We start from the raw sequence: 23309 nt of genomic DNA, 5'->3' as shown, positions 1-23309 counted from the left end.
GACGACGCGGGTCGGGTTTTCGCCGAAAGAAGGGCGGAAAACCCGGCCCGCGCCGTCATGACCGTAAAATTCCCCTCCCCACTGAATCCGCGATAAAGTAAGAGTCATGACTTCTACCCCGTACTACATCACCACCGCAATCGCTTACCCCAACGGCACCCCGCATATCGGCCACGCCTATGAGGCTATCGCCGCAGACGTGATGGCCCGCTTCAAACGACTCGACGGTTTCGATGTGCGTTTTATGACCGGTACCGATGAGCACGGGCAGAAGATGCAGACCACCGCGGCCAAACTGAATAAGACCGCCAAGGAACTAGCCGATGAGAACTCGGCCCGTTTCCGCGAGATGGATGAGATGCTGGGCGTCTCCTTCGACCGTTTTATTCGAACCACCGATGAAGACCACTACCCGGCGTCGCAGGCTATCTGGAAGAAGATGGAAGAGGCCGGCGATATCTACCTGGATAAGTACGCCGGCTGGTACTCAATCCGCGATGAGGCCTATTACGCCGAAGACGAGACCGAGCTGCGCGATGGTCAGCGCTACGCCATTTCCACCGGTACCGAGGTGGAGTGGACCGAGGAGGAATCCTATTTCTTCCGCCTTTCCAAGTACCAGGACCGCCTGCTGGAACTCTACGAGACCGAGGGCTTTATCTTCCCCGAGACTCGCCGCAATGAGATTGCCTCTTTTGTGCGCGGTGGCCTCAACGACCTCTCAATTTCCCGCACCACCTTTGACTGGGGTGTGCCCGTTCCCGGCAACGACAAGCACGTGATGTACGTGTGGGTAGACGCTCTGACCAACTACATCACCGGTCTGGGCTACCCCGATACCGACACCGAGCTTTTCCAGAAGTTCTGGCCCGCCGACCTGCACCTGATCGGTAAGGATATTTCTCGCTTCCACTCCATCTACTGGCCCGCCTTCCTCTGGTCGGCCGGCCTTGAGCTACCCAAGCGCGTGTTTGCCCACGGCTTCCTGCTGGTGGACGGCGAGAAGATGTCTAAGTCGGTGGGTAACGTGGTAGACCCCGCCGATTTGGTTAGCTCCTTCGGCCTTGACCCGCTGCGCTTCTTCCTGTTGCGCGAGGTCTCCTTCGGCCAAGACGGCTCCTACTCTGCCGAGGGCATTAAGAACCGCATCAACTCCGATTTGGCTAACGACCTGGGCAACCTGGCCCAGCGCTCGCTGTCGATGATCGCTAAGAACTGCGGGAGAGCGGTTCCCTACCACGGCGACTTTACTGCCGAAGACCAGAAGATGCTGGACGACGCCGCCGCCCTCTACGAGCCGGTGCGGGAGGACTTCGACCACCAGGCTTTCCATAAGGCTCTGGAACGAATCTGGCACGTGGTGGCCGATGCCAACCGCTACTTCACCGCCCAGGAACCCTGGAAGCTAAAGAGGACCGATGAAGAGCGCATGAAGACGGTACTCTACGTGACCGCCGAGGTCATCCGCCAGGTTGCCCTGCTAGTGCAGCCCGTCATGCCCACCTCTATGGCTAAGATGCTGGATTTACTGGGCGTAGCCGAAGACCAGCGTATGTTCGCAGACCGGAACAAGGCCCTTGAACCCGGCACCGAGCTGCCCAAGCCCGCCCCGGTCTTCCCCCGCTACGAGGAGCCCAAAGAAGCATAACTTTTCGTCATATGAGCATATTTACTCATCCGGTGGGCCAACCAGCTAGGCTATAGACATGCAGTACATCTCAACCCGTGATTCTTCTAAGACTCCGAATTCTTTTAGCGATATCTTGCTGGCTGGTTTGGCCCCCGATGGTGGCCTTTTTCTGCCCGTGGAGTACCCGCAACTTGACGATTCCACGCTGACCCGCTGGCGCGACGTCCTAAAAAATGAGGGCTACGCCGCGCTGGCGGCCGAGGTGCTACAGCTCTTTATTGACGACATTCCTGCCGAGGACTTGAAGGCGATTACTGCCCGCGCCTACACCTACCCCAAGTTCGATTCAGAAGAAATCGTTCCGGTTAGCCACCTGGAGGGCGAGCTCTTTTTGGGTCACCTCTCGCAAGGGCCCACCGCCGCTTTCAAAGACATGGCTATGCAGCTACTGGGTGAGCTCTTTGAGTATGAGCTGGCCCGCCGTGGTGACAGCCTAACCATTGTGGGTGCGACCTCGGGCGATACCGGATCATCTGCCGAGTACGCTATGCGGGGTCGCGAGAACATTCGGGTATTCATGCTGACCCCTGCTGGCCGCATGACCGAGTTCCAGCAGGCGCAGATGTTTGGCCTGGACGACCCCAACATTTTCAACATCGCCCTCGACGGTACTTTTGACGACTGCCAGGACGTCGTGAAGGCAATTTCCGCCGACGCCGACTTCAAGCGGGAGAACCGCATCGGCGCGGTGAACTCTATCAACTGGGCCCGATTGCTAGCCCAGGTGGTGTACTACGTAAACTGCTGGATTCGCACCACCGAAAGCAACGATGAAAAGGTTTCTTTCTGCGTTCCCACCGGCAACTTTGGCGACATCTGCGCCGGCCACATCGCCCGCCAGATGGGCCTGCCCATCGACCGCCTAATTGTTGCCACCAACGAGAACGACGTGCTAGACGAATTCTTCCGGACCGGCACCTACCGCGTGCGCTCATCTGAAGACACCTTCGTGACTTCCAGCCCCTCTATGGATATCTCCCGCGCCTCCAACTTCGAGCGCTTCATCTTCGATGCCCTGGGTCGCGATGCGCAGCGGGTCGCCGACCTCTTCGGCACCCAGGTGAAGGCGGGAGGCTTCGACCTGTCTGAGGACGACGCTTTCGAGACCCTGAGCCGCGACTTCGGCTTTGTTTCGGGAAAGTCCACCCACGCTGACCGCGTTGCGACAATCCGAGATATTCACGAGCGCCTGGGGGTTCTCATCGACCCCCACACCGCAGACGGTGTGAAGGTCGCCCAGGAGTGGACCGCCCAGACCGAAACCCCCATTATCTGCCTGGAAACCGCCCTGCCGGTCAAGTTCGCCGAAACCATCAATGAAGCGATTGGTCGGGACCCTGAGGTGGCAGAGCGGTTCAAAGACATCTTGGCAGCCGAGCGTACCGTGGCAGACCTACCCAACGATGCCGAGGCAGTCAAGCAGTTTATTCTGGACCACCCGGTAGAAAATTAGCTAAACAGAGCAGGACTAGCTTTTGCGATAGAGCTGCGAAAGCAAGACGTCATGAGTCAACTGGCATCGGGGCTGGCGTTTAAGGGAGGTTGACTCATGACGTCTTGCTGTAGCGGTGCCTTGCTTTCTTATTTAGCTAATCGCCAGCGCAGTCACCGGCGAGACCCGGGACGCCTTCTTGGCGGGGAGCAAGCTCGCCAGGTAGGCCAGCCCGGTGCCGAATACTGCAACTACCAGAAGGGCGAAGGGGTTGACCGCATAGACGATATCAATGCCGTCTACCGCCAAGACCTGCACGCCCAGCATGGCCAGACCGATACCGGCGGCGATTCCACAGATGACCGATACCGCTGCAATAAGGAGAGATTCCAGGGCCACCAACCGGGCCAGCTTCTTGGCTGAGAGGCCAATGGAGCGTAGCATGGCGTTTTCCCTGCGCCGCTGGAAGGCCGAGAGCGAGAGGGTATTGGCAACCCCGATCAGGGCGATAATGGTTGCCAGCGACAGCAGCCCCAGCATCACTCCCACGATGATTTTCATCACCTGCTCGTTGCGCAACTTGTCGTTGATTCCGCCAAAGATCTTGCTTTCGTCAGCACCGGTGGCTGAGGCGACCTCTTCGAGAACCGTCTGGGCCTCCACCGAGGTCAGCCCGGGCTCGGTGTTGACCATGGCGGAGTAACCGGTGGTCTGAGTATCGGCTGACTCAAGCAGGGGCTGGGCTGTGTTCTTGCTAATCAGCGGCGCATAGAAGCCGACCTCACTCACACGCGCTGTGGCCTCAACCCTGTGCTGACCGGCAGAAATCACCACTGTTTTTCCGTCCAGACTGGAATCGAAGGCGACGGGCAGCAGCACGGTGTTCTCAGTAAGCTCCTGGTCAAGCCCGGCGATAGTTTGGCTGATTTTCTCGGGGTCCACCGCAAAGACCTCGGGGCCCTGCCCCTGGTCTTCGGGGAAACCTTCGGTGATAACACCCGCCGGAGCAGCCAGGCTGGCAGAACTCACGTGGTCAATGCCTTCCAGCTCTTCTTCTTTCTGCTGAATCTGACTCCACTCGAGGTGCTGGCCCTTTTCTGATTCCTCCTCGAACACGGGGCTGTTCAAGGCAACGGGGTAGGCGGTTTCTGACATCTTGGCGTTGGAGGCCACGCCCGTGGAGTGGCCCATGAGCACGCCGCTAATCAGGGTGGCGCTGAGGAAGACGATGACGCCGGTGGAGGCGGTTCGCTGCATCGAGTTCACCGCCTGGTTTAGCGCCAGAGTCACGGTCGAACCCCGCGCGATTCTTTGAAGTACCTTCAGCAGAAGCCAGAGAAGAAGCGGGAAGAGCAGTAGGGCTCCAATGGCCAGCACGAAGGTGGCGATGAGAACCAGGAAGGGCCGGTCAGCTACGACAGCAAAAACGTAGAGACCCGCTCCCGCGACGAGTAGCAGAGCCCCCGCCGTCATGGTGGGGCGGGAGACTGCCGGCTCGGATTCTGCCCGCTGGGCGGTGGAGAGGGCGGAGAGGGGAGAGACCTTCATGGCCTTGACCGCCGGCACCAGGGAGCTGGCAACGGTGACTAGGATACCCACCCCAATTCCCACCAGTGCTGCAATCGGAGAAAAGCCAATCACGATTCCCCGGGGTACAAAGAGCTGAGCGAGCGCGGCAAGAATGAAGGCAAGCACCACGCCCACCAGCGAGGAGAAAAAGCCAAGAGCCAGGGCCTCTCTCAGGAGCATGGTGGTCAGCTGCCGCCTTTGGGCGCCCAAGGTGCGCAGCATAGCCAGCTCTGAGACCCGCAGAGTGGTCAGCACCCGGAAGGTATTGGCAATCACGAAGGTGGCAACTACTAAAGCGATACCGGCGAAGGTCAGCAGAACGTAGGTGAGCACGTCAAGACCCATCGAAAGCTGCTTGACGTAGAGATCAACCTGTTCGCTGGAGCTGACGATGACCGGCTGGGTGTCGGCGGATCCTGAGGAGAGCTTATCTTTGAGGTCCTCGGGAAAACCGGCGGCGGCGTCCTTGAGCTTTACGCTGACCTCTTCATAGTTGCTGAGCTCTGCCGAATTGTTCTGGGCTGCCGGGATGAGTGAATCGAGCACCTGGGGCTCAAAATAGAAGGTCATGGAGTCGGGCGAGAGGGTGGTGTCTACGCTGTAGACGGCGCTTACGGTAAAGGCCTGGTTCTCGGTGTCTGCGGCCTGGCCGGCGGGGCCCTCTACAGAGATAGAATCACCCAGACTAAGCCCCAGCTTATCTGCCATGGTGGAGGGAATGGCGACCTGGTTTTTATTCGTGGGCAGGGCACCCTCAAAGTCATAGGTAAAAGAATCGGGGGAGTCTGGCAGAGCTTCAGCCCGCATGGACTCTGAAGAGGAGGTCTTATCCGTTGTGAAGCCCAGGTAGGTGAGGGAGCGGGTTCCCACAATGTCAACCTCAGAAGAATTCTTGAGGGCATCCACCTGTTGCTGGGTGAGCGTAGCGGACTGGTCAGCCGAACCCTGTTGGGCGCTGAGCATCAGACCGCTTCCCGGGGCATTGACCACATAGTCTGCCCTGGAATAGAGGGGCTCTGAAGCTGCCCGGAAAGAGGCGGTAAGGGTCTGCGTCAGAAGAAAAACTGCCGCCAGAAAGAAGGCGGCAACGCCAATAGAAATGGAGGTCAGCACAAACTTTTTACGCTGGGAGGTCACGTGGGAGTGGGCAACAGTCTTGAGGGTACTGGTCTTCATCACTTACGCACCCGCCTTAGCTAGGGCCGCCAGAACAGTCTCGCGGCTGGGCCTACGAATTTCTTCGACTATTTGACCGTCTTTGAGCACCAGCACCCGGTCGGCATAGGCGGCCGCCACTGGATCGTGGGTGACCATGAGAACGGTCTGGCCCAGCTGGTCGCAGGCCTCCCGAATGAGTTTGAGCACCTCGGTGCCAGAAGCCGTATCGAGGTTACCGGTGGGCTCGTCCGCAAAAATCACCGAGGGCCGGGCCAGCAGTGCCCGGGCAATGGCAACGCGCTGCTGCTGGCCGCCGGAGAGCTCACTCGGCTTATGGTTCAGACGCTCGGCTAGCCCCAGTTTGCGCACCAAATCCTGGTACCAGCGCTCGTCCGCCTGCTTACCCGCAATACCCAGGGGCAGCAGAATATTCTGCTCGGCGGTCAGCGTTGGAATCAGGTTGAAGGCCTGAAAGATAAAGCCCACGTGGTCCCTACGAAAATCAGTGACCTCAGCATCGGCGAGTCCATGTAGCTCCACCCCGTCGATGCGGATGGAGGTTTCGGGGTGGTCATCTGCTGTATCGAGTGTTGCCAAAACGTGCATGAGGGTCGATTTGCCCGAACCCGAGGGGCCCATAATGGCGGTGAATTCCCCGGCAGAAAAATCAACGTTGATACCAGCCAGTGCAGTCACGGCTGCATCTCCGGCGCCGTATGTCTTATAAACCTTGTGTGCGGAAACCGCTGTCTTAGTGTTTGTCATGCTTTAAAGCCTAGAAATTCAGAGAAAAAGATACATCGTGCCGCGGACTGAACTGTTTGAGTCGGGGCATCATACGCGGGTATGAGCCCTAGGAAATAAGGCCCGATTCATAGCCCATTACCACCAGCTGAATCCGGTCGCGTGCCTGAAGTTTTTGCAGAATGTGCGAGACATGCGTTTTAACGGTGGGCTCCGAAAGAAAGAGCTCATCGCAAATTTCCCGGTTGCTCTTACCCGAGGCAACCAGCAGAAAAATTTCGTGCTCTCGAGTGGTGAGAGTCTTGATACGCTCAAGGAACTCCCCGGCAGGCTTTCTTTCCCGTACAGGTGCAGCCGCCCCCGCGGCGTCCTGCAGAAGATCCCCCTGCAGAATGGGCGCAACTTTCTGCAAAAGGCGTTTGGTGGCGGACGGCGCGATGACAGCGTCGCCCGCGCAGACGGTGCGGATGCCGCCCAAAAGATCCTCCGGCGGAGCATCCTTCAACAAGAAGCCTGAGGCACCTGCTTGAATAGCCGCGTAGACATAATCGTCGATGTCGTAGGTGGTGAGCATCAGGATTTTCGGTGCTCGGGCGCTCGCTAGAATCTGCCGAGCGGCTTCGAGGCCGTCCATCACCGGCATACGAACGTCCATAAGCACCAGATCGGGGTAGTCAGCTGAGTCTCGCCGAAGAAAGTCAAGGGCCGCAGCGCCGTTGTCTGCCTGGCCGCAAACCCGCATATCGGGCTGAGAATCAACGAGCATGGCAAGGCCGCCTCGCACCAGCGTTTGGTCATCGACAATCAAAACATTAATCACGGTTCACCTTAGTTCTCTGAATAGGGGAAGAAAGCTTTAACCTGAAAGCCACCGGTAAAAAGGGGAGCGGCAAGTAACTCACCGTGGTAGAGAGCAACCCGCTCCTGCATACCCTGCAACCCTTTTCCCGCTCCGGGCAGGGGAGAGGCTGCAATCTCCGGGGCTTCATTGACCACCTCCACGGTGAGGCCCTGCTTGTTAAAGACACAGCTGACCTCCGTGGCAGCACCCGCCGCGTGCTTGCGCACGTTGGTCAGGGCCTCCTGAACAACCCTGTAGGCCGCTAGCTGCACGCCGGAGGCCAGGCCCAGGGCAGGGCTCCCCTCCACGCCGGAAAACCTGACCTCCAACCCCGAGGCCCGGGCGAGCTCAACCAGCGCCGGAAGGTCAGCAAGCGTGGGCAAGGGGGTAAGCTCAGTCTCAGACGAGGAACGCAGGAGGCCCAAGACCCCTCTGGTCTGCGCGAGGGCATCGCGGGAGACCCCGCTGATCTGTTCCAGCGCATCAGCCGCCTGTGCGGGATCTTGCCCGGCGGCAAGCGCGTACCGAGCGCCGTCCGCCTGCATCACAATCACCGAGAGCGAGTGGGCCACAATGTCGTGCATTTCGCGGGCAATACGGGAGCGCTCGTCTACGGCGGCCAGAGTTCGCTCCTGCTCGCGTTCAAATTCTAAGCGCTCAGCCCGTTCGATGAGTTCCTGGTGGCGTAGCTTCTGCAGGCGGGAGGTGGTACCCCAGGTCCAGGTCAGGGCTGTGAAAACCATGCAGAGGGCTGAGTTGAGCATCCACAGCTGAACCATATTGGAACGGGTGTAGTCGGAAGTTCCCAGCATGAGCAGAGCAAAGCCCCGGCCCATGCCGAAGGCAAGGAGTAGCCCGGCGCCCAAGACCACCGTGCGCGGCAGTTTCTGAAAGTGTTTGCCCGCGTGGTAGGTGAAGAGCGGAAGCGCCCACCAGGTCGAGGGCAGGGGAAAGGGTAGCAGGGAACAGGCGATGGCCAGGAAAGACACCGTCAGGGCGGTCACCGGAGACCGGTGGCGGAGCAGAACCAGCACCGGCACCAGCAGGGTCAGCAGCAGAGTCCACAGAAGATAGGCAATACCTGCGGATTTCGCATACCCCATACCGAACGTGAAGGATCCCCAGGCGAGAAGTCCACAGAGTAATCCCGCCAGGGCAACAAGACCGTTGAGCCAGCGGTGCAGCAGGGGCAAATTTTTCTGTAGGGATTCCACACTCTCACTGTAGTGGTAAGACCGGGCGTGCTCTTTGATATTGGCGGCCTCGGGGCCGAGGTTCATACCGGGGGATGAGGCCTGCCCCGATAGTTCACTGTGGTTGATTTTGTGCAAACTCATCTGCACAGAATCAACCACAGTGAACGGGGTCAAAGCAGATGAAGCTGTGTTTCCCCGGCAGGGTCACAATATGAGACAAACCCCTGCCCATGCCCGCCGCTGTGAGACGGCGTACTATTTTAGAACTATGACTGAAACTCGTTCTATCAATCTCGCCGTGATTGCAGGCGACGGTATTGGCCCCGAAATTGTTTCTCAGGCAGAGCGTGTGCTTGACCGCGTAGCGGAACTCGATGGCTTCTCCATTGAAAAGACCCCCTACTCTCTGGGTGCTGCTCACTGGTTGGAAACCGGAGAGACCCTTTCAGAAGAGACCCTGGCAGCGCTCGCCCAGCACGATGCCATTCTTTTTGGCGCTGTGGGCGCTGATCCCCGGTCTGCCGAGGTTCCCTCCGGCCTGATTGAACGAGAAGTTCTGCTGAAGCTGCGCTTCGCCTTTGACCACTTTATTAACCTGCGCCCCTCCCGCCTCTTTCCCGGCGCTGTCTCACCGCTGAGTAACCCCGGCGATATTGACTTTGTGGTCGTGCGCGAAGGTACCGAGGGCCCCTACGCCGGCAATGGCGGTGTTCTGCGCAAGGGAACTCCTGCTGAAATCGCCACTGAAGTTTCCCTGAACACAGCCCACGGTATTGAGCGCCTGGTGCGCTATGCCTTTGAACTGGCCAACTCCCGCCAGCGCAAGAAGCTCACCCTGGTGCATAAGACCAATGTTTTGGTTAACGCCGGCCAGCTCTACTCCCGCTACTTCAATGAAATTGCCGCCGAGTACCCCGAGGTCGAAACCGACTACTGCCATATTGACGCGGCGACCATCTATCTGACCACCGACCCCTCCCGCTTTGACGTGATCGTTACCGATAACCTCTTTGGCGACATTCTTACCGACCAGGCAGGAGCGGTCACCGGAGGTATCGGTTATGCCGCCTGCGGCAACATCAACGCCTCCCGAGAGTTTCCCTCAATGTTCGAACCGGTTCACGGGTCAGCCCCCGATATCGCCGGTCAAAACGTAGCAAACCCCACCGCTACTATCCTGGCAGCAGCCATGCTTTTGCGTCACCTGGGTCGAGAAGATTCAGCGGCGCGCATTGAGAGGGCAGTAGAAAAAGACCTCGCTGCCCATCCCGGCGCAACCCGGTCTACCGATCAGGTAGCCAGCGATATCCTGGAACGACTGGGAGAGTAGCCCCGGCCACTTCACTTTGCGAGCTGTTTTGCCCGCCCTACGAGAATGGTTATAAAAGATTTATGTCTATAGAATTCACCGTTGAGCCGAACCAAAACCCTGCTAGCGACGCGCGGATTGAGGAAATTTTTGCTGACCCCGGGTTTGGCAACTATTTCACCGACCACATGGCAACTGTTGACTGGGAGGGCACCTACCACGACGGCGGTCAGTGGAAGAACGCCCGCATCACCGCTTACGGCCCCCTTTCGCTAGACCCTGCCGCTGCCGTCTTCCACTACGGCCAGGAGGTCTTTGAGGGTATCAAGGCCTACCGCCACTCCGACGGTTCTATCTGGGCTTTCCGCCCCGAGGTCAACGCAGTTCGCTTGCAGAACTCGGCTCGCCGTTTGGCTCTGCCCGAACTGCCCGAAGAGATTTTCCTTGAGTCAGTCAAGCAGCTGGTGTCCATCGACCAGAAATGGATTCCTACCGGCGAGGGCGAGTCACTGTATATTCGCCCCTTTATGATTGCTACCGAAGCCTACCTGGGTGTACGCCCCTCCCACCAGGTTAAATACATGGTGATTGCCTCTCCCGTGGGCAACTACTTTGGCACTCCCAAGCCGGTTGATATCTGGCTCTCCACCAACTACGCCCGCGCCGGTGTGGGCGGCACGGGTGCGGCCAAGTGCGGCGGTAACTACGCGGCATCTATGATTGCTCAGCTTGAGGGCGAAGAGCAGGGTTGCCAGCAGGTGATTTTCAAGGATCCCAACCGCGACGACGCTATTGAAGAGCTCGGCGGCATGAACGTTTTCTACGTTTTCGGCAAAGAAAACAAGGTTGTGACCCCCGAGCTGACCGGCACCATTCTCGAGGGTGTCACCCGCAAGTCCCTGCTCCAGCTGGCTGAAGACCGCGGCATGACGGTTGAGGAACGCAAGTTCACCCTGACCGAGTGGCGCGAGGGCGTGGCAAACGGCGACATTACCGAGGTCTTTGCCTGCGGTACCGCCGCCGTGGTGTCGCCGGTGGGCAAGCTCAAGGCAGCAGACTTTGAGATTCCCTCGGCCACCGGCGAAGAACCCGGTGAGATTTCCATGGCCCTGCGTGAAGAGCTGGTGGGAATCCAGACCGGCAAGATTGAAGACCGCCACGGCTGGCTGACCCGTTTGGCATAAAGCAGCCAGTTTCAGAGCCGGTGTTTCTGCCAGACTTCTTTAAAAGCCAGTCAGCAGAAACACCGGCTCCAAAGCTCACCCCTGGGCCAGTTGGTTCCTCGCTTCTCACGCGGTAGCCTAGAACCATGCGTATTGCTCGATTCACTGTTGAAGATCAACTGCACTTTGGCCTGGTCGAAGGCGGCGAGGGGGAGGAAACCCTCACCGTACTGGCTGGCGACCCTTTCTACATGGGTGTTCAGCCCACTGAAAAGACCTTTCAGCTTGAAGACGTTCGCCTTCTCTCACCGATTATTCCCCGCTCCAAGGTGATCGGTGTTGCCCGCAACTGGCACGATCACGCCAAGGAACTGGGCAACGAAACTCCCACCAGCCCCCAGTTCTTCCTCAAGCCCAACACCGCGGTAGTTGGCCCCAATGACCCGATTTCCCTGCCCGAGTGGTCTGAGGAAGTTTCTTTTGAGGGCGAGCTGGCGGTGGTCATCGGTCGTATTGCCAAGTCTGTGCCGGCAGAGCGGGTTCCCGAGATAATCTTCGGCTACACCGTGGGCAACGACCTCACCGCCCGCGATGCCCAGAAAACCGATTTGCAGTGGGCCCGCGCCAAGGGCTTTGACGGCTCCTGCCCGCTGGGCCCCTGGATTGAGACAGACCTCGACACCGATGACCTCTCAATCAAAACCTGGGTTGACGGCGATGTTAAGCAAGACGGCACCACCGCCGATATGATCTTCTCCGTGAGCGAGCTGGTCTCCACTATCTCAGAGGCTTTCACCCTGCTGCCCGGCGACGTGATTCTCACCGGCACCCCCGCCGGTGTGGGCCTGCTCGAAGACGGCAACGAAGTTGAAATCGAGATTGAGGGTATCGGCTCGCTGGTCAATACCGTACGCCGCTAAATAGTTTTCAGGACGGCGCCCACCCCGCTTTTGCCCGCGCGCCCACCTGCGCGTGGGGTAGCCTGGCCGCCGCGGCGTCGTCCTACCGCACCATTTCACACCAACGAGAGAAAGAGTAGAGACTTCTTCTCATGTCAGATTTGACTGTTAAGCTCAAAGACCCCAGCGAAACCCGCGTGCGCTTCTGCCCGTCGCCCACCGGCACCCCGCACGTGGGAATGATTCGAACCGCGCTCTTCAACTGGGCTTACGCTAAGCACACCGGGGGCAAGCTGGTTTTCCGTATTGAGGATACCGACGCTGCGCGTGACTCCGAGGAGTCCTTCAACCAGGTGCTGGATTCCCTGCACTGGCTGGGTATCTACTGGGACGAAGGCGTTGGCGTGGGCGGCCCCCACGAACCCTACCGCCAGTCCCAGCGCGGCGACATCTACCAGGATGTTATTCAGAAGCTGATCGAGGGCGGCTACGTCTACGAAGATTTTTCCACTCCCGCCGAGGTTGAGGAGCGCCACCGCGCCAAGGGTGAAGACCCCAAGCTGGGCTACGACAACTTTGATCGCGACCTGACCGAAGAGCAGAAGGCTACCTACCGCGCCGAGGGCCGCGAGCCCGTGCTGCGCCTGCGCATGCCCGATGAAGACATCACCTTCACCGACCTGGTGCGCGGCGAGATTACCTTCAAGGCGGGCTCAACCCCCGACTTCGTGGTGGTTCGCGCCAACGGCAAGCCCCTCTACACCCTGGTTAACCCCGTGGACGACGCGCTGATGGGCATTACCCACGTGCTGCGCGGTGAGGATCTGCTGTCGTCAACTCCCCGCCAGATTGCCCTCTACCGGGCACTGATTGAGGTGGGCGTTGCCAAGTTCATTCCCGAGTTCGGCCACCTGCCCTACGTGATGGGCCAGGGCAACAAGAAGCTCTCCAAGCGCGACCCCGAATCCAACCTCTTCCTGTTGCAGGAACAGGGCTTTATCAAGGAGGGCCTCGATAACTACCTGGCTCTGCTGGGGTGGTCGCTGTCTCACGACCAAGACATCTTCACCCTGGACGAAATGGTGGAGCACTTCGATATCAAGGATGTTCTGGCCAACCCCGCCCGCTTTGACGTGAAGAAGGCAGAGGCTATCAACGGCACCCATATTCGTATGCTGGCCGCCGATGACTTCCGCGATCGCCTGGTCTGGTACCTACAGCGCGCCGGTGTGGTTACCGGCGGCTCCTTTGAAGAACTTTCTGCCCGCGAGCAGGAGATTCTCACCGAAGCCGCACCGCTGGTACAGGAGCGCATGCAGCTGCTGGGGGAGGTTCCGGCTCTGCTGGGCTTCCTCTTCAAGTCTGATTCTGAAATTGAAATTGCGGACGACGCCCGCAAGCAGCTCAAGGAGTCAGCACCGGCTGTACTGCAGGCGGCTATCGACGCTCTTGAACCCCTTGACAACTTCACCGCCGAGCCCATTCAGGTAGCACTGCGCTCTGCCATTGTCGAGGGCCTGGAAATCAAGCCCCGCCTGGCCTTTGGGCCCATCCGCACCGCCGTCTCCGGCGCTAAGGTTTCGCCCCCGCTCTTTGAATCCATGGAGATTCTGGGCAAGGAATCTTCCCTGAAGCGTCTGCGGGCGCTACTGGCGGATTTGCAGGGTTAACGAGTTTTCGCTGAGAAGCCAATAAATGCGGGGGAGTGCCCCTGCTCGTTTCGGCGCAAGCCCCAGGGGGCTTGTACCGAAATCGAGCAGACGGAGCCCCCGCATTTTATTGTCTTCACCGCGGAAAGCTGGTTTGGGTTTGATCTTGCTTTCGCTCTCGCCCTTGCTCAGGCGATGTAGCGCAGACCTCACCCGGGAAAATTTGCACAGTGCCAGCCCTGCCTGGTAGAGTATTTACTCGTTGCACGGCGCAGACAACTGCGTTTTGACATTGGGATATGGTGTAATTGGCAACACTACGGTTTCTGGTACCGTCATTCTAGGTTCGAGTCCTGGTATCCCAGCGAGCATTTTGTTTTTCAAAATGTTTTTTGGCCCCATCGTATAGCGGCCTAGTACTCCGCCCTCTCACGGCGGCAACACCGGTTCAAATCCGGTTGGGGTCACAGGCTAAGGAGGCTCACCTGAACAGGGTGGGCCTCTTTTTTGTGCTCGGCTGGAAACTGCGCCTGGGTTATAGGCAGATAAGTGTGTCCCGCCCGGGCGGGTTACCCGCGATAGTGGTAGAAAAGCGCGTCTTCTAGCATGCTGGGCGGCTTTTAAGAATTGGTTTAGTGTACCGAGTCGCCGCTTCGGCAGCATATCGCCGCTTCAACGACAGACGCCGTTGCTGTACCGGCGATATGCAACTGAAGCGGGACTCGATGAAACAGGGTCAACTGCACGGGCTGCCGTGATCGCTGAGCGGCCATTTTTAGACCGTTTTTTGCTGGTTTTCGGTCTAAAAATGGCCTCTCGGGAAAGCTCGGTGGTTGTAAGGTACAAGTTTCTTCTGGCTGGGCTATCTAGGGTACAAGCAGAGTCCCTGAGTACAAGTATTGTCTTGTACCTGGGGACTTCACGTGTACCTTTGGCCTCTTCACGGGAACTTGCGTGTACCTTAGGTCTGCTAACAGGAATCTACGTGTACGAGGGCTTGTTTCAGCTCAAAATCTATGAATGCTCCATGCCCTATATCGAAGGTTCTGTATTTTGGGTGGTAGAGGGGTGAGGTTAGCTTCGTGTGGAAGCCGACTCCTTCACATGTCTGTGTTACAGAACACCGAAATTCAGTTTGCTTTCTCAATAAATCTGAATGTATAGTATTTATCTGTTGCACGGCGCAGACAACTGCGTTTTTGACATTGGGATATGGTGTAATTGGCAACACTACGGTTTCTGGTACCGTCATTCTAGGTTCGAGTCCTGGTATCCCAGCGAGCATTTTGTTTTTCAAAATGTTTTTGGCCCCATCGTATAGCGGCCTAGTACTCCGCCCTCTCACGGCGGCAACACCGGTTCAAATCCGGTTGGGGTCACAGGCTAAGGAGGCTCACCTGAATAGGGTGGGCCTCTTTTTTGTGTCTGTGGTGTAAAGGAGCCGGCTCTTCAAGATAAGGCTGTTTGTCTAGTGGTTTTGTGCACAGAAGCCGTCTCCTTAACGGTGGGGTAGGGTGGCTCGTAGCCCTGCCCGGAAGAGGCCGATCCGCCCCTGCTGGAATGTAGTGCAGAACACCCCCTCACGATTTGCGGGTCACTCAAAAGCTGTGTAATCTTATATCTGTTGTCGAGAGCGGATAGCTCAAAAGCTAGCTCTCAAAGACAGTAACGGCCCCATCGTATAGCGGCCTAGTACTCCGCCCTCTCACGGCGGCAACACCGGTTCAAATCCGGTTGGGGTCACAGAGGAAAAGAGGCTCACCTGAACAGGGTGGGCCTCTTTTTTGTGTCTGTGGTGTGAAGGAGTCGGCTCATCAACGGTTAAACGCAGGGTTATAGGCAGATAAGTGTATCCCGCCCGGGCGTGTCACCCGCGATAGTGGTAGAAAAGTGTATCCACTAACATGCTGGGCGTTTATCGAGAATAGGCCAGTGTACTGAGTCGCCGCTTCGGTGACATATCGCCGTTTTAGTTGCATTTCGCCGGTACGGTACCGGCGATTTGTCGTTGAAGCGGCGACTCAATGAAACAGGGGCAACTGCACGGGGTGCCATGATCGCCGAGTGGCCATTTTTAAACCGTTTTTCGCAGGTTTTCGGTACAAAAATGGCCACTCGAGGAAGCTCGATAGGTAAAGTACAAGTTCTTCTTGCCGGGCTGACGTTAGTACACCTGTGTTCCCTGGGTACACATCTAGATGTGTACCCAGGGAACACAGGTGTACCTTTGGCCTTTCAACCGAGCTTTGCGTGTACTTTAGGTTCTACCTACAGGAATCTAGGTGTACCGGGAGCTTGTTTCCGCGGATAAACGCACGCCCAGGGGTCGGGTATATCCTCAATCATCAGCAGGCTTGTGGAAGAATGGTTCTGTGGATGAAAAGACCAAAAACTTGCACCTGACCTCCGAGGAAATCTCCGGGGAGAGCTCAGAAGAAAACAGCACCGTGCAACGCCGGGGGAGCGTTGCTAGCCGAGGCACACAGTCAGCTCAGGTAGATGCTGAGCTGGCCGCGGTTCGCACTGCCCGCGCTAGCATCGACGAGGTAACTCTCCCTCTGGAAAACGCCGGGGTCGAAGAAGACCGAACCACCGTTTCCCGCACTATCACCCAGCTCGATGACTACATTCTGCCCAGGCTGGCTACCCTGGATGCTCCGCTGACCGTGGTGGTGGGTGGCTCAACCGGTGCCGGTAAATCAACCCTGGTTAACACTCTGCTGGGGGAGCCAATCACCCGATCCGGAGCGATTCGGCCCACCACCCGCCAGCCGGTGCTGATCCACCGCCCCGAAGATGCTGAGGCTCTCACGCCCCAGAGAATTCTGCCCCACCTGGAACGTATAGAGGCAAAGAATTCCACCGAGCTGGTCGGCGCTGACCACTCTGAGAGAGACCAGATTTTCACCGTGGCCACAGAGTCTATTCCCGCCGGAATTGCTCTCATCGATGCCCCCGATATTGATTCTGTGAGCGAAGATAATCGCAGGCTTGCCAAGCAGTTGCTCTCGGCGGCTGATTTGTGGCTCTTCGTGACCACCGCTAACCGCTATGCCGATGCTGTGCCCTGGGAGGTTCTGCACGAGGCAGCCAAGCGGGATATTACGGTTGCTGTGGTGCTCAACCGGGTGCCCGAGGGTGCCGAAGATGAAATCGAAGAGGATTTACGTCGCATGCTCACCGGTGCCGGAATCACCCCGGCCCATCTGCTGACGGTGACCGAGCAGGAGCGTGATGAGCGGGGAATGCTGCCCGCCGTAGCGCTAACTCCGCTGGTTTTCTGGTTGAGGGAGTTGGGCTCTAACGCCGACGAGCGATCCCGCATCGCGCGCCAGACCCTCGAGGGCGCCGTCCGGTCTGTAGCAGACCGTATGGAAACTATTACAGCCGCGCAGACCGCTCAGTTCGAGACCGCCCAGCGGCTACAGAACATCGTGCTCACCAGCTATACGCAGGCGCAGAAGAACATTATTGCCTCGACCCAGGACGGCGCTTTGTTGCGCGGCGAGGTGCTCTCGCGGTGGCAGGATTTTGTGGGAACCGGCGAGTTCTTCCGTAGTCTTGAAACCGGAATTGGCCGCATGCGCGACCGCGTGGCGGGCTTCTTCAAGGGCCAGCCTTCGCAAGCGGTAGAGGTGGAGCAGGCGCTGGAAGTCGGGCTCCACTCGGTGATTGTGGAGCAGGCGGCGCAGGCTGCTGAGACCTCCCAGCGGCAGTGGCTGGAGGAGAGGGCAGGACGAGTGCTCATCGGCAACCGCGATGTGGCGAGGGTCAGCGAGGACTTTCCTGCCCGTGTTGCCGAGGGGATTCGTGCCTGGCAGAACGACGTGATGGAGATGATTCGTGCCGAGGGCGCGGGCAAACGACAGCGGGCACGCTTTATGTCTCTGGGTGTCAATGCTGCGGCTGTGATTCTCATGGTGGTGGTCTTCTCAATGACCGGTGGATTGACCGGCATCGAGGTGGGCATTGCCGGTGGCTCGGGTGTGGTGGGCACCAAACTGCTTGAGGCGGTTTTTGGTGAGGACGCCGTGCGCCGTATGGCCCAGGGCGCCCGCGAGAACCTTGAAATCCGCGTGCACGAACTGCTGGACGAACACTCCGAGGTACTGACCGAGCGGCTCGATAGCATCAGCCTGGGCCCTGAACCGGCTCTCTTGCAGCGCAGCACAGAAGAAATGCGGGCGACCGCCCGGGGCCTGAAGGAGGCGAAATAGTGGGGCAGAACCAGCCGGTAGTCTCGGTGCTCTCGCACCGGATTGAACACCTAGAAGACGCTGTGAACCTGGGGCAGGGCCGGGTTGATCCCGAGGTTTTGGAGAGCGTTCAGCAGACCCTCGACCGTTCCGCCTCTCGTCGTCAGCTCTCTGCCGAGCACACCGTAATCGGTTTCTTTGGCGCAACGGGCTCGGGTAAGTCCTCCCTCTTCAACGCCGTCATCGGGCAGAAGGTGGCGAAGTCGGCGGCGCGTCGTCCTACCACCTCCACCGCCCAGGCGGCGGTCTGGGGCAGAGCCGGCAGCGAGGAACTGTTGGACTGGTTGCAGGTGGAGAACCGGGTTTTTCTGGATTCGGACGGCGAGCAGGCGGCAGAGGCCCTCAACCAGGCGCAGGTTCCGGTAGAGGGCGGAATGATAAACCGCATGAAGCATCTACTGGGCCGCGGCGAGACCGAAACCAAATCGGGCGGCCTTATTCTGCTGGATCTCCCCGACTTTGACTCGGTGGAGAAGTCTAACCGCGAGATTGTTAGCCGCATGGCGGGCTTTGTCGATGTGCTGGTGTGGGTTTTTGATCCGCAGAAATACGCCGATGCCGTGATTCACCACGATTTTATTGTTCCCCTGGCCCAGCACGGCGCGGTAACCATGGCGGTGCTCAACCAGGCAGACCGGCTGGATTCCCGCGAGGTACCCGCGGTGCTAGACTCCCTGCAGCGGCTGCTGGCTGAAGACGGGCTGACCGGCTCCCTGCTGGCGGCCCCCATGGCGGTGTCGGCTGTCACCGGCGAGGGCCTTGATCGGCTCAGGACGGCGCTGGGGCGGGTTGCGGTGGAGAAGTCGGCTGCGGTGGCGCGTATTGAAGCCGATGTGAACACGGCGGTAGATCGCCTGAGTGAGCACGACGGTGCCGGGCTGCCCGACGGTGTAACGGGAACCGGTGTTCGCCAGCTGGACCAGGGGCTGTATGCGGCCTCAGGTGCTGAGGCAATCTGCAAGGCAGCGGGGCAGACTTACCAGCTCCACGCCAGGCAGAACACCGGCTGGATTGCAACCCGCTGGTTGCTTAAGTTCCGCAAAGATCCGCTCAAGCGACTCAACCTGCACCGCAGTGATGAGGGCTCCGATATTACCCGCTCGTCTCTGCCTCCGATGTCCACGGGGCAGGTCTCGGCGGCGTCCTCGGCGATTCGCAGGTTCTCCAACGGCGTGGCAGAGGGGGTCTCTGCCCCCTGGAGCTATGCGATTCGCGATGCCGCCCGGTCACACGAGAGCGAACTGCCCGAAGCCCTTGAACGCGCCATTGCCTCGGTAGATTTTGCCGCCACCAAGAAACGCTGGTGGTGGGTGCTGCTGAATATTGTGCAGTGGCTGGCTATCGTGCTGGCCTTGGCCGGGCTACTGTGGCTGACCGGCCTGGCCCTGGCCCAATATTTCCAAATTCCCTTGCCGGAGGCGCCCCGAGTTGAGGGCTACCCTGTTCCGGTGCCCACTCTTCTGGTGGCAACGGGACTTTTGTTGGGGATAGTCACAGCGATTCTTGGTAAGATATGCGCTGTCGCAGGTCGCAAAATGTACCAGAAAAAGGTTTCCCGCCGAATCTTCGAACAGGTGCATGAGGCGGGGCAAGACTATGTGGTGGCACCGGTTGAAGAGGAAATTAACCGGCTCTACGCCTACCGTGATGCATTAGAAAATGCTCGTTGATCACTATAAATTCAGAGGGAAATTAGTTGACCAGTCCTATTCAGAAGCTAGACGGAATTTCTGTTAGACCGTACAGGGATTCTGATGAAAAGAACTGGGTCAACTGCCGTGTTCAAGCCTTTTTGGACTCTAGCTACCGCGACGACGTTCAGCAGTACCGTGAGGAATACGAGAATCCCTCAGTTCGTATAGTCGCCGTTCGCGACCAAGACCAGCAAATTCTGGGTTTCCTCGACGTTGAATACTGCTCTGAGCAGGGCCCTGAAACCGTTGAGAAACACGGTGTGCTCTGGCACCTGGGAGTTCTTCCCGACTACCGCAGACTCAAGCTGGCCCACACCATGTGGGAGGTCGCAAAGCTCGAGCTGAAAGCCGCTGGGGTCAGCCGTGTTCAGGCATGGACCCAGGACGATACCGCCGCTAACCTCTGGTACCTGCGGCAGGGCTGGAAGGTCACCAAATCGTATTTGAACGTCTATGTGCGCGGGCTGATGGGGGAGTTCCCCCTCAAAGACCTGCTCCCGGGCATCGACCGGGTGTGGAAGTACGGGCACATTCGCAACTTCAACTTTGAGGCACCCCTGGAATATCGGAGTGAGCTTGAGAAGCTCAGCTACCGCATGCACGAGGTGAGGGTCTACGAGATAGAGCTGTAGGCTTAGTTAGCTTCGCAGGGCCTCGGTGAGCTGGGCAGCCGCCTTGCAGACCACCTCGGCGTGCAGGCGGCCGGGTTGGCGGGTCAGTCGCTCAATGGGGCCCGAGATAGACACAGCTGCAATCACCTTGCCCGAGGGGCTGCGCACCGGTGCTGAAACCGAGGCGGTACCGCGCTCGCGTTCACCGACAGACTGAGCCCAGCCGCGGCGTCGTACCGCAGCCAGCATAGTGGCAGTGAAGCGGGCGTTGCGCAGACCCTCCACCAGACGCGAGTGATCTTCCCAGGCAGTGAGCACCTGGGCGGCTGAGCCGGCCTTCATGGAGAGCTGGGTGCCCACCGGAATGGTGTCGCGCAGACCAATCGGGCGTTCTGCTGAGGCAACGCAAACCCGCCAGTCACCCTGACGGCGGTAGACCTGGGAGCTCTCGCCGGTAATGTTGCGGAGCTGGTTGAGTACGTTTCCGGACGCCGCGATGAGGCGGTCTTCGCCGGCAGCTGAGGAGAGCTCGCCCAGGCGGGGCCCCAGCATGAAGCGACCCTGAATGTCGCGGGCAACTAGCCGGTGGTGGGTCAGCGCTACAGCCAGGCGGTGCACGGTGGGGCGAGCCAGCCCGGTGGCTTCAACGAGCTGGGAGAGGGAAGCGGGGCCGGCTTCAAGGCAGTCCAGAATATAGGCGGCCTTATCGAGCACTCCCACACCCGATGATGTTCTTTCGTTGTGTTCAACCATGGCTGACTCCGTGTCTCAAAGGAAAATGTGTATATACAAACCCTTAGTTTTATACAGTTGGGCGTGTATTTATTCACTGCTTAGTATAATTTTGCCATTCTCAATATATGATATGCAAGCCCATTTAATGGAAAGTTAGCGGAAATCTAGCCAAAATAGGGGGAGCATCACTGAATCAACGGAGGAAAACATGGCAGGCGAACACACTGCAACTCCGCGTACCCTGGCAGAAAAGGTCTGGGACGCCCACACTGTAGTTCCCGGCGAAGACGGCAAACCCGATCTTCTCTACATCGACCTTCACCTGGTGCACGAGGTGACTTCACCTCAGGCGTTCGAGGGTCTGCGGCTTGAGAATCGACCGCTGCGTCGTCTTGATTTGACCATCGCTACCGAAGACCATAACACCCCCACCGAGAACATTTTCTCAACCATTGCCGACATCACCTCGCGTACCCAGATCGAGGCTCTGCGCAAGAACGCTGAGGAGTTCGGTGTACGTATTCACTCTCTGGGCGATTCAGAGCAGGGTATTGTGCATGTGATGGGCCCGCAGCTGGGTCTGACCCAGCCCGGTATGACCGTGGTCTGCGGTGACTCCCACACCTCAACCCACGGTGCCTTCGGTGCGCTTGCCTTTGGTATCGGTACCTCTGAAGTTGAGCACGTGATGGCCACTCAGACCCTGCCGCTGGCCCCTTTTAAAACCATGGCCATTAACGTGGAGGGCACCCTGAAGCCCGGTGTGACCGCCAAAGACATTATTCTCGCCGTGATTGCTGAGATCGGCACCGGTGGCGGCCAGGGCTACGTGCTGGAATACCGCGGCTCGGCCATTCGCAACCTGTCGATGGAAGGTCGCATGACCATCTGCAACATGTCCATTGAGGCGGGTGCCCGTGCTGGCATGGTTGCCCCCGATGAGACCACCTTCGAGTACGTGAAGGGCCGCCCCCACGCGCCCAAAGGCGAACTGTGGGATCAGGCGGTGGAATACTGGAAGAGCCTGCCCACCGACGAGGGCGCTACCTTTGACCGCGAGGTCTTCATTAACGCCGATGAGCTAGAACCCTTCGTTACCTGGGGCACCAACCCCGGCCAGGGTGTGCCGCTGTCGCAGAACGTGCCCCACCCCGAGGACTTTGAAGATGAGAACTCCCAGGCTGCAGCTCGAAAAGCTCTGGAATACATGGATTTGACCGCGGGCACCCCGCTGAAGGAGATTCCGGTTGACGTGGTCTTCTTGGGTTCCTGCACCAACTCCCGCATTGAGGATCTTCGCGCTGCGGCAGAAATCGTCAAAGGAAAGAAGGTTGCGGATAATGTGCGCATGATGGTGGTGCCTGGCTCCGCCAAGGTGCGCGCCCAGGCTGAGGAAGAGGGCCTGGATCGGGTTTTCAAGGACTTCGGTGCAGACTGGCGCTTTGCCGGTTGCTCCATGTGCCTGGGTATGAACCCAGACCAGCTGGCACCGGGGGAGCGTTGCGCTTCAACCTCAAACCGAAACTTTGAGGGCCGCCAGGGCAAGGGCGGTCGCACCCACCTGGTATCGCCGCTGGTGGCAGCCGCAACCGCAATTCGCGGAACCCTGAGCTCGCCCGCTGACCTCTAAGACGTTGACCTTCACGTTTGATAAGGATTTTTGATGGAACCGATTACTCGACACACCGGCGTTGGCGTGCCCCTGCGAGCATCCAATGTTGATACAGACCAGATTATTCCCGCCGTCTACCTCAAGCGCATTACCAAGACCGGTTTTGACGATGCTCTCTTTGCCAGCTGGCGCAAAGACGAAAACTTTGTACTGAACCAGGAGCCCTATAAGAATGGCTCGGTTCTGGTTGCCGGCCCCGATTTTGGCACCGGCTCCTCCCGTGAGCACGCGGTCTGGGCCCTGAAAGATTACGGCTTCCGCGTGGTAATTTCTGCCCGCTTTGCCGATATTTTCCGCGGTAACTCCGGTAAGCAGGGCCTGGTAGCAGCCCAGGTAGACCAGGGTGATATCGAGCTGATTTGGAAGACCCTGGAAAACGAACCCGGCACAGAAATCACCGTTGATTTGGAGAGCAAGACCGTCACCTGCGGCGGATTGACCGTGCCCTTCGAGATTGACGACTATGTGCGCTGGCGCCTGATGGAGGGCCTTGACGACATTAGCTTGACTCTGCAACAGGAAGAGGCAATTACCGCCTTTGAGAAGACCCGCCCTGCCTGGTTGCCGCGAACCCAGGAACTCTAAATAAGCAAAAGATGGAGCACCCCGGCGATGCACCTGAGAATCGTTCTCTGGTGTGGCTGCCGGGGTGTTTTACGCCCATTCTGCGGTGGGTGCTGCGCGGGTGTAA

Annotated in this window: 16 protein-coding genes and 5 tRNA genes; 16 read left to right on the top strand and 5 right to left on the bottom strand. The window is 58.6% G+C overall.

Annotation, left to right across the window (positions count from 1 at the left end; genetic code table 11):
- Positions 1-106: 106 nt before the first annotated feature.
- Both metG and thrC read left to right on the top strand, forming a co-directional pair.
- A complete protein-coding gene (gene metG / locus IEV00_RS02855; protein ID WP_188358801.1) occupies positions 107-1648 on the top strand; it encodes a methionine--tRNA ligase in 1542 nt (513 codons plus the stop codon).
- A 58-nt stretch (positions 1649-1706) separates the two neighbouring features.
- Positions 1707-3143 carry a threonine synthase gene (gene thrC, locus IEV00_RS02850; protein WP_188358800.1) on the top strand — a complete coding sequence of 479 codons (1437 nt, stop codon included), beginning with the start codon at positions 1707-1709 and terminating at the stop codon, positions 3141-3143.
- 132 nt (positions 3144-3275) lie between these two features.
- On the opposite strand, the gene IEV00_RS02845 is transcribed toward thrC, so the two are convergent.
- The 4 genes from IEV00_RS02845 to IEV00_RS02830 all read right to left on the bottom strand — a co-directional run bounded on the left by IEV00_RS02845 (position 3276) and on the right by IEV00_RS02830 (position 8771).
- Positions 3276-5867 carry an FtsX-like permease family protein gene (locus IEV00_RS02845; protein WP_188358799.1) on the bottom strand — a complete coding sequence of 864 codons (2592 nt, stop codon included), beginning with the start codon at positions 5865-5867 and terminating at the stop codon, positions 3276-3278.
- A 3-nt stretch (positions 5868-5870) separates the two neighbouring features.
- Positions 5871-6614 carry an ABC transporter ATP-binding protein gene (locus IEV00_RS02840; protein ID WP_188358798.1) on the bottom strand — a complete coding sequence of 248 codons (744 nt, stop codon included), beginning with the start codon at positions 6612-6614 and terminating at the stop codon, positions 5871-5873.
- 88 nt (positions 6615-6702) lie between these two features.
- Entirely contained in the window at positions 6703-7413 is a 711-nt protein-coding gene (locus IEV00_RS02835; protein ID WP_268234163.1) for a response regulator, read from the bottom strand.
- A gap of 8 nt (positions 7414-7421) precedes the next feature.
- Positions 7422-8771: a sensor histidine kinase gene (locus IEV00_RS02830; RefSeq protein WP_188358797.1), complete on the bottom strand. Its 1350-nt coding sequence runs from the start codon at positions 8769-8771 to the stop codon at positions 7422-7424.
- 127 nt (positions 8772-8898) lie between these two features.
- On the opposite strand from IEV00_RS02830, the gene IEV00_RS02825 reads away from it, so the two are divergent.
- From IEV00_RS02825 to IEV00_RS02770, 12 genes are all read left to right on the top strand, one after another.
- Positions 8899-9960 carry a 3-isopropylmalate dehydrogenase gene (locus IEV00_RS02825; protein ID WP_188358796.1) on the top strand — a complete coding sequence of 354 codons (1062 nt, stop codon included), beginning with the start codon at positions 8899-8901 and terminating at the stop codon, positions 9958-9960.
- 62 nt (positions 9961-10022) lie between these two features.
- Complete coding sequence (locus IEV00_RS02820; RefSeq protein ID WP_188358795.1) at positions 10023-11123, top strand: branched-chain amino acid aminotransferase; 1101 nt, start codon at positions 10023-10025, stop codon at positions 11121-11123.
- A 125-nt stretch (positions 11124-11248) separates the two neighbouring features.
- Positions 11249-12022 (top strand): fumarylacetoacetate hydrolase family protein, encoded by a 774-nt coding sequence (locus IEV00_RS02815; RefSeq protein ID WP_188358794.1) that lies wholly within the window; start codon positions 11249-11251, stop codon positions 12020-12022.
- 131 nt (positions 12023-12153) lie between these two features.
- Positions 12154-13671 carry a glutamate--tRNA ligase gene (gene gltX / locus IEV00_RS02810; RefSeq protein WP_188358793.1) on the top strand — a complete coding sequence of 506 codons (1518 nt, stop codon included), beginning with the start codon at positions 12154-12156 and terminating at the stop codon, positions 13669-13671.
- A 272-nt stretch (positions 13672-13943) separates the two neighbouring features.
- Positions 13944-14015, top strand: a tRNA-Gln gene (locus IEV00_RS02805).
- A 29-nt stretch (positions 14016-14044) separates the two neighbouring features.
- Positions 14045-14117 (top strand) — tRNA-Glu (locus IEV00_RS02800).
- Positions 14118-14856: 739 nt separating this feature from the next.
- Positions 14857-14928, top strand: a tRNA-Gln gene (locus IEV00_RS02795).
- Positions 14929-14956: 28 nt separating this feature from the next.
- Positions 14957-15029 (top strand) — tRNA-Glu (locus IEV00_RS02790).
- 291 nt (positions 15030-15320) lie between these two features.
- A tRNA-Glu gene (locus tag IEV00_RS02785) sits at positions 15321-15393 on the top strand.
- Positions 15394-16022: 629 nt separating this feature from the next.
- Complete coding sequence (locus tag IEV00_RS02780) at positions 16023-17867, top strand: dynamin family protein (protein WP_229723029.1); 1845 nt, start codon at positions 16023-16025, stop codon at positions 17865-17867.
- A complete protein-coding gene (locus tag IEV00_RS02775; protein ID WP_188358792.1) occupies positions 17867-19576 on the top strand; it encodes a dynamin family protein in 1710 nt (569 codons plus the stop codon). Before IEV00_RS02780 ends, IEV00_RS02775 begins: the two co-directional genes overlap by 1 nt.
- A 26-nt stretch (positions 19577-19602) precedes the next feature.
- The gene (locus IEV00_RS02770; protein WP_188358791.1) at positions 19603-20232 is read left to right on the top strand and encodes a GNAT family N-acetyltransferase; all 630 of its coding nucleotides are present in this window, start codon (positions 19603-19605) and stop codon (positions 20230-20232) included.
- Positions 20233-20238: 6 nt separating this feature from the next.
- Here IEV00_RS02770 and IEV00_RS02765 read toward each other — a convergent pair whose 3' ends face one another.
- Positions 20239-20964 (bottom strand): IclR family transcriptional regulator, encoded by a 726-nt coding sequence (locus tag IEV00_RS02765; protein WP_188358790.1) that lies wholly within the window; start codon positions 20962-20964, stop codon positions 20239-20241.
- A gap of 190 nt (positions 20965-21154) precedes the next feature.
- Here IEV00_RS02765 and leuC point away from each other — a divergent pair, with 190 nt between their 5' ends.
- Positions 21155-22576: a 3-isopropylmalate dehydratase large subunit gene (leuC, locus tag IEV00_RS02760; protein WP_188358789.1), complete on the top strand. Its 1422-nt coding sequence runs from the start codon at positions 21155-21157 to the stop codon at positions 22574-22576.
- A gap of 33 nt (positions 22577-22609) precedes the next feature.
- The gene (leuD, locus tag IEV00_RS02755; RefSeq protein ID WP_188358788.1) at positions 22610-23203 is read left to right on the top strand and encodes a 3-isopropylmalate dehydratase small subunit; all 594 of its coding nucleotides are present in this window, start codon (positions 22610-22612) and stop codon (positions 23201-23203) included.
- The last annotated feature ends 106 nt before the right edge of the window (positions 23204-23309 follow it).

The sequence above is a fragment of the Rothia aerolata genome (assembly GCF_014635585.1).
In the GTDB taxonomy this organism is placed as follows: Bacteria; Actinomycetota; Actinomycetes; order Actinomycetales; family Micrococcaceae; genus Rothia; species Rothia aerolata.
The sequence above is the reverse complement of the archived record's forward strand: the minus strand, read 5'-3'. Positions and strand labels throughout refer to the sequence as shown.